The following is a 12429-nucleotide window of genomic DNA, read 5'->3' on the forward strand; positions in this document are numbered from 1 at the left end:
GCTTTTATTGCCGCAGCTTTCGCAACCTGTGGCGCGCTTCGGCTTGCAAGGTTTAATGTTAATACCGGCATCGTTAAGGGGTACTTTATGGGTTTACCCATTCCGGCCGCAGGCTGTGTTGTTGCCACGTTTATTTTGATTGGCATCAAGCCGTCAGGGTGGATTTTTCCTGTGATGGTGGCAATATTTGCCTATCTCATGGTAAGCACGATTAGATATCCTGACTTTAAAGGCAAAGAAGGAGAACCCATTCGTAAAATTCCTGCGATTATTACTATTGTGGTAGGAGCCTATATTCTATTTTTGACTCTGGATGCCATTTTCTTTGTCCCATTTTTTGCTTTTGCGCTGTTTGGCATCTTAAATACAACATTTGCGTTATTTGACGGCCGTTCAGCTAAGTAGCTGAATAGCTGTCAGAAAAAGGGCATGTAGCTGATTTTGCAGCATATTATGTTAGTAGTGAATATTAGATAAATAATTGGTAAAATCTCGTTATGTTTATATTATCCATTGAAGAACAGGGTTCTGTAAGGAGAATAGTCCATGAATTATATTTTTGACTACATAATGATTCCCATGCAGCTCATTATTGTATTTTTTACTTTGTATTACTTTTTTATTGCGCTTTTTGGGATCGTTAAACGTCGTGAAGAAAAAATATTAACACCCAAACACACCTTTGCAGTAATTGTTGCAGCACACAATGAAGAACAAGTAATTGGACAATTAGTAGAGAATCTGCAGGTACTTAAGTATCCCCGGGAACTTTACGATATTTATGTAGTAGCAGATAATTGTAAAGATAAAACGGCACATATTGCTAAAGAAGCTGGTGCAATTGTATATGAACGCTTTAACTCGGAACAGCGGGGCAAAGGTTATGCGTTGGAATGGATGTTTGAAAAATTATTTGCACTGCCAAAGCAATATGATGCTGTTGTTGTTTTTGATGCTGATAATTTGGTAGATACCAATTTTCTCCTGGAAATGAATAGCCGTTTATGCAAGGGAGAAAAAGTTATTCAGGGGTATCTTGATGCGAAGAATCCGAATGATACCTGGATTTCTGCTACTTTTGCTATATCGTTCTGGGTTGTCAATCATATATGGCATTTGGCTAAATACAATTTAGGCTTATCCAGTGTTCTTGGTGGTACCGGAATGTGTATTTCCACCGATATTTTAAAAAGGTTTGGCTGGGGGGCTACTTGCCTAACCGAAGACATGGAGTTTACCATGAAAACCCTCTTAATAGGAATTCGTACAACTTGGGCACATGATGCCATCGTTTACGATGAAAAGCCGCTGACTTTTATGCAATCATGGAGACAGCGCAAACGTTGGGCTCAAGGCCATTTTGACGTTGCTAGTCGTTATATTCCTAAATTAATTATTGAAGGAATAAAACGCCGGGATATAAGACTTCTGGATGGTGTTATTCATCTGGTTCAACCACATTTTCTTCTTCTGTCCACAACTTTTGTTTTGTTGAGCTATATCTATTCAGTTATACCTTTTTATACCAATATTCTCTTTATGATTCTGCCAATAGAAGTGTGGCGGATTATTGCTATTGGCCAGTATTTATTTCCTATCATTGTGTTAGCGAAGATTAGGGCTAGTTGGAAAACCTGGTTTTACTCCATTTTCTATCCATTGTTTATATATAGTTGGATACCCATTACATTCTTAGGGTTCCTGCATCGTAATGACCGAAATTGGAGTCATACCCCGCATACTCGCAGCCTTAGCTATCATGACATACTTCTAAGTAATTCTAACGAATTCTCTAAAGAAAATCTCTTAGGTAAGCAAGCGATCAAATAAAAGGTGAGTGGATACTCATCTTTTTTTGTATATATACTGTATATCTTGATACCATATGTTAAAATATACTTCTAAATAACTATAAAACGATTGATAAGGAGGCGTTTATATGTACGATTTAACTATTATTACTGAATTCGAAGCTGCTCATCAGTTGCCTGATTATCCAGGTAAATGCTGCCGTTTACATGGACACAATTGGAAGGTGGAAGTCACCGTTACTGGTCAAGAACTTAATCATTTAGGTATGGTTATGGATTTTAAAGACCTCAAGGCAGAAGTTAATAAAGTCATAGATAGTCTGGACCATTATTACCTTAATGAGCTTCCGGCCTTTAAAACCATCAATCCAACTGCTGAAAATATAGCAAAATATATTTATGACACACTATCGGCAAGCCCGGCGTTTCAGCATAATATCAAAGTTCGTTGCGTCCAAGTTTGGGAGTCGCCAAAATCTGCTGTCAAGTATTGTCCACAGGAGTAAGTATGATAAATCTTGTTGAAATCTTTTCTTCGATTCAGGGTGAAGGTTTATATGTTGGAACAAGACAAGTATTTGTGCGCTTTGCGGGCTGTAATTTAACCTGCACCTATTGTGATACACCTGATTCCCGTCAGCTTTCTACCCATGCTAGAGTGGAGCGGATTCCAGGAAAACGCGATTTTATTGAAATAGTTAACCCTGTATCCATTGATGATCTTGCACAAATGATTAATTCACTGCTGACAATAAGGCATCATTCGATTAGTCTTACCGGCGGTGAGCCGTTATGCCAGGCAAAACATATCGCTGAATTGGCGCCAAAGCTTAAAGCGCCACTCTATCTGGAAACCAATGGGACTCTGTTTGAGCAACTGGCTACTGTATTGCCATATATTGATATTGTCAGCATGGATATAAAACTGCCAAGTACTACTGGTAAGCACTTTTGGAAAGAACATTATGAATTTTTGCGTTTGGCAGCGGCCAAAGAAGTTTTTGTTAAGATTGTAATATCTGGGCAGAGCAGTAACATGGAACTTCGTCAGGCTTTTGAACTTGTGGCTGCCGTCGATAATACGATTCCAGTAATTTTGCAGCCAGTTACACCAATTAACGGTTGCCAAGCCGTTTCGCCTGATGCTATGCTGGTTTATCAGGCGCAAGCGTTAGCCTTACTTAAGCATGTTCGCGTTATTCCACAAACCCATAAGTTAATGGGCCAATTATGATATGGGGAGGTTTTGCTTTTGCATATACTCTTAACGAATGATGATGGTATACTTGCGCCAGGGATAAAAGCATTATGGCAGGAGCTGGCGCAAATTGCTAGAATTACAGTGGTTGCACCTGACAGTGAAAAAAGTGCTTCCAGTCAGGCAATTACTGTACATCATCCAATCTGGGTAGATAAACATCCCCTGGATGATCCGAGTATCAATGCTTGGCGGGTTGGCGGTACTCCCACCGATTGCGTAAAAGTTGCTTTGGAATCCCTATTGATCGATGATCGTCCTGATATTATTGTATCTGGCATCAATCAGGGATCAAATTTAGGTACAGATGTGTTATATTCTGGTACTGTGAGTGCTGCTATTGAAGGAGCGTTGCACGGTCTGCCAGCGCTTGCTATGTCATTAGACAGTTGGCAGGTATATGATTTTACTCCAGCGGCCAAAACAGCCAGAAGAATAGTTGAAACCATGATTGCTAAAAAATTGCCGCCAAATACGTTGTTAAACGTCAATGTTCCTGCGTTACCAGAAGATCAGCTTAAAAGTATAAAAATAACTAAGCTGGGGGTACGCAGTTATGAGAATACCTTTGAGCGGCGTTTGGATCCGCGTGGGCGTACTTATTATTGGATGAGCGGGCATGTTTCCGAATCGGAGAATGATCCGGATAGCGATATTGTTGCTGTTAAAAATGGCAATATATCGGTTACCCCAATCCACTTTGATTTAACTAACTATGGGATTATCAACTTGTTAAAACAATGGGAACTATAATCTTGTTGTTAAGTTCGGTATATTTGGCCATAATTTGCATAAATTTACAGTAAATGATTTTCAGGAGGGAGTATTATGGCCAAACTTTCCCGACGTGCAAGACATTATTCCCAAACTTCGCGAAACTCGAACATTTCAATGGCTATCTTTAAAGGAGTGACTGTGAGTATAGGCGTATCGTTGTTTGGTGCTTTATTCCTATCGCTAATCAGTCTACTGTTTGATAGTCAATTTATTGATAATTACATCGAGTATATAATGGTTGCAGTAACTATGACCAGTATTTTTGCCGGCAGTATATATGCAACCAAACAGATTGCTAGCAAGGGCTTTTTTGTCGGCTGGGCTGTCGGTATTATATATGTACTGTTTTCGGTCGGCATCGGTCTTGAGTTAGGCCAAGCGGAAGTGTCGTGGCTTATATTAGGTAATAAACTTGTCGCAGCTAGCTTAGCGGGAATACTTGGTGGTTTTATTGGTGTAAATTTATAAATTACATTTGATTAATCAGCAGGGATTGGCTTATTTAACTGGAATGTTATTGTAATACCTTATAAATCATGGCATGATAGGCAGGTTGTGTCATGCAATTGTTGGGTAATACGTTTTATATTGCTTACATGATATTTGGCAATAACAACTTTTGCTGTCAGGGGCTTAGGCAGGCCCTCCATTTTTGTTATACATAATCTCCTAACAGGAGGACGCATGTTGAAATTTAAAGGCATTTTATTTGATCTTGATGGCACACTTATTGATACCTCAAATTTGATTATTCGTTCGTTTCAACATACTTTTAATTTACACTATGGAAGACTGTTAACACCTGAAGAAATTTACGCTTTTTTTGGTAAACCGCTTAAAGCTGCTATGGAATATTATGGACCTGATAAAGTAGAAGAGCTGATCAGAACCTATCGTGAATTTAATTTGGCACACCATGACCAGCTTACAACAGGATTTGAAGGCGTAGCTGAGACCATCCAAAAACTCTATAATGCAGGCGTTCTATTGGCAATTGTGACTTCAAAAACCAAAAGTACCGCTATCAGAGGACTTAAGTTGTTTGATATGGATAAATATTTTACTGTGGTGATAGGTCACGAGGAATGCCAAAAGCATAAACCTGATCCGGAACCAGTCTTGTTGGCACTTGAAAAAATAAATCTTGCGCCATCTGACTGTCTAATGGTTGGCGACAGTCCCTTTGACTTAATCAGTGCACGTGATGCCGGGGTTAAAACCGCGGCAGTCCGTTGGACTAAAGTATCATGGGACAGCCTATTAGCAGAGAACCCTGACTATATTCTATATACCATTGATGATTTGCTTACTATTTGTGAATTAAAAAAAAGGTAGGGTGAGACATTATGAAAATTGCAATTATTGGTGGAACTGGGGTATATGATCCGCGAATTCTTAATAATATCCGCGAACAGGAAATTGCTACTCCTTATGGTGTAGTACGCTTTAAAAGTGGCGAATACGCTGGCAAGGAAGTGGCATTTCTGCCCCGCCATGGCAGTAATCATTCTATCCCGCCGCATTTAATAAATTATCGGGCCAATATCTGGGCGCTGAAAAAAGTAGGGGTACAAAATATTATTGCCACAACAGCCGTGGGGTCGCTTAATCTTGCTATGAAACCAGGTGATTTTGTTCTCATAGATCAATTTCTTGATTTCATAAAAAATCGGACAACCACATTTTTTGAAGGTGGAGAACGAGGGGTAGTACATCTTGATGTGACAACACCCTATTGTCCGTCAATTCGTAAAGTATTGTCCGAAGCTGCCCAAAAATTGGGGATTAGCATTCATCAGCAAGGAACCTATGTTTGTACTGAGGGGCCACGCTTTGAAACACCTGCCGAAATCAAGATGTTCGCTAAATTAGGCGGTGATGTAGTAGGTATGACCAATGTGCCTGAAGTCATATTGGCTAGAGAAGCTGAAATATGCTATGCTACTGTGTCCATGGTTACAAATTTCGCTGCCGGTATTTCGCCACATCCGTTAACTCATCAGGAAGTTGTGGAGACTATGACGGCCAATACAGAGAATATCAAACAGCTTATTCTGTCTGCTATAGAACATTTAGAACCAGAAGCCGACTGTATGTGCAAGCATGCGTTAGCTGAATATGGTGGTTTTACATTGTAGGGGGAATCGTATGCACTCCATTATTTGGTCAAATAACTGCCTTACCTTATTAAACCAGACTCTATTACCTACGAAAGTGGAATATATTGATTGCTATGATTGGCGGCGGGTAGCGACAGCCATAAAACGTTTGGAAGTACGCGGCGCTCCAGCCATTGGAGCGGCAGCAGCTTTTGCTCTGGTACTAGGAGCTAAAGAAATTGCCGGGCTTTCTTTGCCTGAGTTTAAGTACCAACTGCGTGATATAGCCGAAGCCCTGCGACAGACTAGGCCTACGGCAGTAAATTTGTTTTGGGCAATTGACCGCATGCTGGCTGTGTTTGACACTTTGCCTAAACCGTCTGACACCCAGGCAGCTATTGCTGCATTAGAACAGCAAGCTCTGGCTATTGCGCAAGAAGATAAAGCAGTTAACGAAAAAATGGCTGTACATGGAGCAAAATTATTTACTACTCCTACTGCCGTGCTGACTCATTGCAATGCCGGAGCTCTGGCAACAGTAGCTATTGGTACGGCACTTGGCGTTATTCGTCAGGCATGGTCGCAGGGCAACATTACTCGCGTTTTTGCCGATGAAACCAGACCCCTATTGCAAGGTGCCAGGCTTACGGCCTGGGAATTGATGCAGGATGGCATTCCTGTTACCTTAATTACTGACAATATGGCAGGCTGGGTCATGAAAAACAATATGGTTCAGGCTGTTATCGTTGGGGCCGATCGAATTGCGCTGAACGGTGATGTTGCTAATAAGATTGGGACATACAGTGTGGCTGTACTAGCTAAGGAACATAACATTCCATTTTACGTAGCGGCACCAACATCTACTTTTGATTTTACAATTAAGAGTGGTGCTGAAATTCCGATTGAAGAACGGTGTGCTACTGAGATTACTTCTTTTGGCGGTAACTGTGTAGCACCACCGGGAGTTACGGTATTCAACCCTGCGTTTGATGTAACCCCGAATACCCTGGTATCTGCCATTATTACTGAATACGGTATATTGCGTTCTCCCTATGATCAAGCTATTTTACAATTATCAAAACAATGTAAGTAAAGGAAGGAGATTTTACTGTGGAATCCATTGTTCGAGATATCAACTTAGCACCTCAGGGCATGGATAAAATTAATTGGGTTAAAGAATTTATGCCTGTCCTGAATGTTCTTAATGATGAGCTATCTCAAACCAAACCGTTGGCTGGTAAAAATATAGTAATAACCATGCATTTGGAAGCAAAAACTGCTTATTTGGCACTGGTGCTTAAAAATGCCGGAGCCAATGTAGCTGTGACTGGCAGTAACCCGCTATCCACCCAAGATGATGTTGCCGCCGCTCTGGCTTCACAAGGGGTTAAAGTGTTTGCCTGGTATAACACTACAGCCGAAGAATATGAAGCATTTTTACATAAAGCTCTAGATACTAAACCTGATATCATTATTGATGACGGTGGTGATTTAGTATCTTTGCTGCATGGCAAGCGCAGCGAAATGGCTGAAAACATCCTTGGAGGTTCAGAAGAAACCACAACCGGAGTACTGCGCTTAAAAGCATTAGCTGAGTCGGGACGGCTTAAATTCCCAATGATTGCTGTAAATGACGCCTACTGCAAATATCTGTTTGATAATCGGTACGGTACCGGACAATCTACTTGGGATGGGATTATGCGGACAACGAATCTCACAGTTACCGGTAAAACCGTAGTTGTTGCCGGTTATGGCTGGTGTGGCAAAGGGGTAGCCATGCGAGCCAAAGGGTTGGGCGCTAACGTTATTATTACTGAAATTGATCCCATTAAGGCCATAGAAGCTGTGTTTGACGGCTTTACAGTATTACCCATGCAGGAAGCTGCTTCCCGTGGCGATATTTTCGTTACTCTGACAGGCTGCAAAGATGTTATTCGTCGTAGCCATATGGAAGTCATGAAATCAGGGGCAATCTTGGCCAATGCCGGTCACTTCGATGTCGAGATTAATAAAGACGATTTGGCCTCACTCGCTCAAAGCCGCAGGGTGGTACGGAAAAATATCGAAGAATTTGTCATGGCTGACGGTCGCAAATTATACCTTCTGGCAGAAGGACGCTTAGTTAATCTGGCAGCAGGCGACGGACATCCAACGGAAATTATGGATTTATCATTTGCCATGCAGACACTTGCTGTTCTCCATATTGCCAACAACCATGCTTCTTTGGATAAGAAAGTATATACCGTTACTGAAGAAATGGATAAACGTGTTGCTGCACTCAAACTAAAAGCTATGGGCTTTAGTATTGACCGTCTTACTCCGGAACAAGAGGCATATTTGCGTCAAGCTTAGGAGCATAAAGGGGGGCATATTGATGTTACATATCGTCCTAAAAGGCGGCGAGGTATTGTGTGCCGATGGACAAGTTCGGCAAACAGATATCGCTATCAGTGGTTCTGTAATAACCAAAATAGGAATGATTGACGAACCAGCACAGCGAGTTATCGACTGTAGAAATAAACTTATAATTCCTGGCTTTATTAATACCCATACGCATGCGGCTATGACATTATTTCGCAGCTATGCTGATGACATGATGCTCATGGACTGGCTACAAACAAAGATTTGGCCGGCAGAAGAAAACCTTACGGCCGATGATGTCTATTGGGGGACAAAGTTAGCTATAGCGGAAATGCTGAAAACGGGGACTACCTGTTTTGCTGACATGTATTTCTTTATGCCTGAGGTCGCCAGAGCTGTAGAAGAAACAGGGATTCGTGCGGTCTTAGCACGAGGGATGGCCGGCGTATCACCGAATGCTAATCAAGCATTAGCCGAAAGTGAGAATTTTTATACAGAATGGCATAATGCCGCTAATGGCCGTATTACAGTTATGTTAGGGCCACATGCTCCCTATACTTGTCCGCCCGATTATCTTAAAAAAGTATCAGACCTTGCGGCTAAGCTAGGAGCACAGATCCATATCCATCTGTCAGAAACAGCAGGGGAAGTTGCTAGCTGCCAAAAAGAGTACGACAAGTCCCCGATTGCTTTAATGGCTGAAATCGGGCTCTTTGATCACGGCACATTGGCGGCGCATTGCGTGCATGTATCACCTGCTGACATAGCTATCATGAAAGAAAAACGAGTTAGAGTTGCCCATAATCCTGGCAGTAATATGAAGTTAGCCAGTGGGGTTGCACCAGTTCCAGATATGCTCAAAGCGGGAATTTGTGTTGGATTAGGTACTGACGGCGCGGCCAGCAATAATAATCTGGACATGCTTGAAGAACTTCGGTTGGCTGCTATGTTGCATAAAGTTCACCGTCTTGATCCACTGGCTGTTCCTGCAAAGGTTGCAGTAGATATGGCTACCGTGAATGGCGCTGACGCGTTAGGTCTAACGGCAATTACTGGTAAAATAGAACCATCCTATAAAGCAGATATTACTATTTTTGATATGCAGGAACCGCATTGGTATCCGCAGCATGACCGTCTGTCGCTCTTAACGTATGCTGCTAACGCTCGCGATGTTCATACTGTCATTGTTGACGGCAAAATATTGCTTGATAATCGAATGCTTACTACTATCGATGAGGAACGACTGATGAGTGAGGTGCAACGACGCGCAATGCGTTTAGTGAATAAATAGCAGTGTGAATTTGTTTCAGTAAAGCTGAAACATTAGGGGATAAGGAGGGGCAACCTAGTTGATTTGACGCCTGAAGCGCTGGAAATTACGACTCAGCGTAAAGATAAAATATATTTTTTTCGGCTTGCCAACAGGATTTGTCTTAATAATATTGAATAATAACAATAAACACATAGTTCGCAAATATTGTTTCTATCTCTGATCATTGGAGGACAAACATATGTTTGAGCAAGCCGACCGTATGAAAGCACTAACTTCAGCTATTTTTACGCAAATTGACGACATGCGCAAAGCAGAGGTTGCCGCAGGAAAAGATGTAATTACCCTAAGTATCGGTAGCCCTGATATGGCACCAGCACCACATATTGTAGCAGCATTAAAGAATGCTGTTACTGATTGCTTACATTATGGTTACACCTTATCCAAAGGGATACCTGAATTGTTAGAGGCTATTGCCGGCTGGTATCATAACAAATTTGGCGTTGAACTGGACCCTGCTACCGAAGTACATTCCCTGATTGGATCTCAGGAAGGTTTGGCTCATATTGCTTTGTGCCTGATTAATCCTGGTGATGTTGTGCTCGTACCCGACCCAGGCTATCCAATCTTTAGTGCCGGTCCGCTTGTTGCCGGTGCTGAACTTTACCGGATGCCATTAACTTCAGAGAATAACTATTTGCCTGATTTATCAGCTATTGATGAAACCATATTGCGACGGGCAAAAATGATGATTTTAAATTATCCTAATAATCCTCTAGCAGCTACTGCACCACGTGAATTTTTGGAAGAAGTGGTTGCTTTTGCTAAACGGCATAATATTCTTATTTGTTATGATTTTGCGTACAGTGATTTAGTATTCGACGGTTATCGGCCAGACAGTTTATTATCCATTCCTGGTGCTAAAGATATTGCCATAGAGTTTAACTCTCTGTCTAAGACTTACAATATGGCTGGCTGCAGGGTTGGATATGTTGTAGGTAATGCAAAGGTAATATCCCTCTTGGGGAGATTAAAATCTAATTTTGATTATGGAATTTTTTATCCTCTCCAGCAAGCAGCCATCGCAGCATTAACTGGGTCTCAGGATTGTGTTCGCGAAACTGCAGAACGGTATTCAAGACGTCGCGATATCGTTGTTAATGGACTCAACGAAATTGGCTGGACGGTTAGCCGCCCCAAAGCCTCCATGTATGTGTGGGCTCCTGTGCCTACCAAGCAGTCCTCCTATGATTTTACAGTATCGCTGTTAAAAAATACGGGAGTGGCTGTTATACCTGGCAGTGCATTTGGTGTCTATGGCGAAGGCTATGTACGCATAGCATTAGTTCAACCTGAAAACCGACTTGAGGAAGCTGTAAGTAGAATAAAAAAATGGTTAAAGCCGTAGAGAGTAGGAGGATTTTGGGATGAGGGCATTGAATTTCTATTCGTCTAACTATCATAGTCAGTTGGTTTGCCGCCGCAAAATATGTACAATCAGACTTGGTGATAAAACTAACAAATACTCGGAAGGCGACATTGTATGGGTCACTGTTGGTAAGCGCTTTTCCCCAAAGAAAAAAATTTTTACAGCATCAATAGATAGGGTACTGGTAAAACCTATTTCCCAATTGACCTTAGATGATTTACAAGGTGAAAATCCGGATTTTACCAGCATCGATGATTTACTCGTGTTTTTGCAAACGATTTACGATAAAGTCTTAAGTACTAGCGATATTGTAACAGTAGTGTATTTTTCGGAAATCATCGAATAGCCGGTATAATAATATTAATAATTATTAAAAATTAATAAGAAGGAGTGCATTTATTATGTCTAAACCAATTCCTGTAGGTATTTCAGCTCGCCATGTGCATGTCTCGCGTGAACATCTCGATATTCTGTTTGGTGAAGGATACCAGCTAACCGTTAAAAAACCTCTGTCCCAACCTGGTCAATTTGCCTGTGAAGAGCAAGTCGATTTGGTAACTGAAAAGGGAAGTTTCAAAAAGGTTCGTATCCTTGGTCCTGAGCGCAAACAAACGCAAGTTGAAATTGCTCTAACTGATGCTTTAAAGCTTGGTATTAAACCGCCTGTTCGTGATTCTGGAGACTTAAAGGGATCGCCAGGACTTACATTAGTTGGTCCTAAAGGTGAGGTAAAATTGGAAGACGGCGTTATCGCCGCTTGTCGTCATATTCATATGACTACTGCTGATGCTTCCGAGTTTGGTGTAAAAGACAAAGAGATGGTTAAAGTTAGCTGTGGTGGCGAGCGTGGTCTCGTAATTGATAATGTTTTAGTCACAGTAAGTGATAGTTTCCAACTTGAGTGCCATCTTGATACCGATGAAGGCAATGCAGCTATGCTAAATACCGGCGACACGGTTGAAATTGTAAAATAAAAATAATCCTAATCAAGGTACCCCGTGTTGTTCAAGCGACATGGGGTTTGTTTTTAGTTTACCATTGGTACAAGCCAAGTCTTTTCTTATATATATTTATATGTACTGGATACAAAGTTCCTGGATAAAATGATAGTAAGGAGGGAACCGTATGCCAAGGCCTGTATTTACAGAGGAAAGATGTAAGGGCTGTGAACTTTGTACAGTAGTATGCCCTAACAAAATTGTAGTTCTTGCAGACCGGTTTAACAGCAAGGGCTATCGGCCTGCTACTTGTATTGACGAATCTAAATGCGTAGGCTGTGCGCTTTGCGCGAAAACCTGTCCAGACATTGTCATTGAGATTCTAAAGGACAAGGAGGCGTGATTACTAGTGGCAGAAAAAGTGTTAATGAAAGGCAATGAAGCTATTGCCGAAGCTGCTATTGTTGCCGGTTGTCGTCATTATTT

Annotated in this window: 15 protein-coding genes; all 15 read left to right on the top strand. The window is 41.4% G+C overall.

Annotated features, from left to right (window positions below; genetic code table 11):
- A partial coding sequence (locus tag AC29Z1_RS06405; protein WP_488270628.1) for a CDP-alcohol phosphatidyltransferase family protein occupies window positions 1–405 on the top strand: 405 nt, incomplete at its 5' end.
- A gap of 141 nt (window positions 406–546) precedes the next feature.
- Window positions 547–1830 (top strand): glycosyltransferase family 2 protein, encoded by a 1284-nt coding sequence (locus AC29Z1_RS06410; protein ID WP_488270629.1) that lies wholly within the window; start codon window positions 547–549, stop codon window positions 1828–1830.
- Between the two features lie 109 nt (window positions 1831–1939).
- Window positions 1940–2317 (top strand): 6-carboxytetrahydropterin synthase QueD, encoded by a 378-nt coding sequence (gene queD, locus AC29Z1_RS06415; RefSeq protein WP_488270630.1) that lies wholly within the window; start codon window positions 1940–1942, stop codon window positions 2315–2317.
- A 2-nt stretch (window positions 2318–2319) separates the two neighbouring features.
- Window positions 2320–3045 carry a 7-carboxy-7-deazaguanine synthase QueE gene (locus AC29Z1_RS06420; RefSeq protein ID WP_488270631.1) on the top strand — a complete coding sequence of 242 codons (726 nt, stop codon included), beginning with the start codon at window positions 2320–2322 and terminating at the stop codon, window positions 3043–3045.
- An 18-nt stretch (window positions 3046–3063) separates the two neighbouring features.
- Entirely contained in the window at window positions 3064–3822 is a 759-nt protein-coding gene (surE, locus tag AC29Z1_RS06425) for a 5'/3'-nucleotidase SurE (RefSeq protein ID WP_488270632.1), read from the top strand.
- Between the two features lie 75 nt (window positions 3823–3897).
- Window positions 3898–4314: a TIGR04086 family membrane protein gene (locus AC29Z1_RS06430; RefSeq protein WP_488270633.1), complete on the top strand. Its 417-nt coding sequence runs from the start codon at window positions 3898–3900 to the stop codon at window positions 4312–4314.
- 216 nt (window positions 4315–4530) lie between these two features.
- Complete coding sequence (ppaX, locus tag AC29Z1_RS06435) at window positions 4531–5181, top strand: pyrophosphatase PpaX (RefSeq protein WP_488270634.1); 651 nt, start codon at window positions 4531–4533, stop codon at window positions 5179–5181.
- An 11-nt stretch (window positions 5182–5192) separates the two neighbouring features.
- Window positions 5193–5984, top strand: a complete 792-nt coding sequence (gene mtnP, locus AC29Z1_RS06440; RefSeq protein WP_488270635.1) for an S-methyl-5'-thioadenosine phosphorylase — start codon at window positions 5193–5195, stop codon at window positions 5982–5984.
- A 10-nt stretch (window positions 5985–5994) separates the two neighbouring features.
- A complete protein-coding gene (mtnA, locus tag AC29Z1_RS06445; protein ID WP_488270636.1) occupies window positions 5995–7038 on the top strand; it encodes an S-methyl-5-thioribose-1-phosphate isomerase in 1044 nt (347 codons plus the stop codon).
- Between the two features lie 17 nt (window positions 7039–7055).
- Window positions 7056–8297, top strand: a complete 1242-nt coding sequence (locus AC29Z1_RS06450; protein ID WP_488270637.1) for an adenosylhomocysteinase — start codon at window positions 7056–7058, stop codon at window positions 8295–8297.
- A 22-nt stretch (window positions 8298–8319) separates the two neighbouring features.
- Window positions 8320–9597, top strand: coding sequence for an amidohydrolase (locus AC29Z1_RS06455; RefSeq protein ID WP_488270638.1), 1278 nt, complete (start codon window positions 8320–8322; stop codon window positions 9595–9597).
- 220 nt (window positions 9598–9817) lie between these two features.
- A complete protein-coding gene (locus tag AC29Z1_RS06460; protein ID WP_488270639.1) occupies window positions 9818–10984 on the top strand; it encodes an LL-diaminopimelate aminotransferase in 1167 nt (388 codons plus the stop codon).
- 19 nt (window positions 10985–11003) lie between these two features.
- Entirely contained in the window at window positions 11004–11351 is a 348-nt protein-coding gene (locus AC29Z1_RS06465; RefSeq protein WP_488270640.1) for an ASCH domain-containing protein, read from the top strand.
- 55 nt (window positions 11352–11406) lie between these two features.
- Complete coding sequence (pduL, locus tag AC29Z1_RS06470; RefSeq protein WP_488270641.1) at window positions 11407–11979, top strand: phosphate propanoyltransferase; 573 nt, start codon at window positions 11407–11409, stop codon at window positions 11977–11979.
- Window positions 11980–12130: 151 nt separating this feature from the next.
- Complete coding sequence (locus tag AC29Z1_RS06475; protein ID WP_488270642.1) at window positions 12131–12346, top strand: 4Fe-4S dicluster domain-containing protein; 216 nt, start codon at window positions 12131–12133, stop codon at window positions 12344–12346.
- Window positions 12347–12429 lie beyond the last annotated feature (83 nt).

The sequence above is a fragment of the Sporomusa sp. genome (assembly GCF_057736855.1).

Bases quoted from the DNA above. Each gene is read 5' to 3' on its own strand.
- AC29Z1_RS06460 (WP_488270639.1), top strand. From the start codon at position 9,818: ATGTTTGAGCAAGCCGACCGTATGAAAGCACTAACTTCAGCTATTTTT.
- AC29Z1_RS06420 (WP_488270631.1), top strand. From the start codon at position 2,320: ATGATAAATCTTGTTGAAATCTTTTCTTCGATTCAGGGTGAAGGTTTA.
- AC29Z1_RS06465 (WP_488270640.1), top strand. From the start codon at position 11,004: ATGAGGGCATTGAATTTCTATTCGTCTAACTATCATAGTCAGTTGGTT.
- AC29Z1_RS06455 (WP_488270638.1), top strand. From the start codon at position 8,320: ATGTTACATATCGTCCTAAAAGGCGGCGAGGTATTGTGTGCCGATGGA.
- AC29Z1_RS06410 (WP_488270629.1), top strand. From the start codon at position 547: ATGAATTATATTTTTGACTACATAATGATTCCCATGCAGCTCATTATT.
- queD (WP_488270630.1), top strand. From the start codon at position 1,940: ATGTACGATTTAACTATTATTACTGAATTCGAAGCTGCTCATCAGTTG.
- AC29Z1_RS06430 (WP_488270633.1), top strand. From the start codon at position 3,898: ATGGCCAAACTTTCCCGACGTGCAAGACATTATTCCCAAACTTCGCGA.
- AC29Z1_RS06475 (WP_488270642.1), top strand. From the start codon at position 12,131: ATGCCAAGGCCTGTATTTACAGAGGAAAGATGTAAGGGCTGTGAACTT.
- mtnA (WP_488270636.1), top strand. From the start codon at position 5,995: ATGCACTCCATTATTTGGTCAAATAACTGCCTTACCTTATTAAACCAG.
- pduL (WP_488270641.1), top strand. From the start codon at position 11,407: ATGTCTAAACCAATTCCTGTAGGTATTTCAGCTCGCCATGTGCATGTC.
- ppaX (WP_488270634.1), top strand. From the start codon at position 4,531: ATGTTGAAATTTAAAGGCATTTTATTTGATCTTGATGGCACACTTATT.
- mtnP (WP_488270635.1), top strand. From the start codon at position 5,193: ATGAAAATTGCAATTATTGGTGGAACTGGGGTATATGATCCGCGAATT.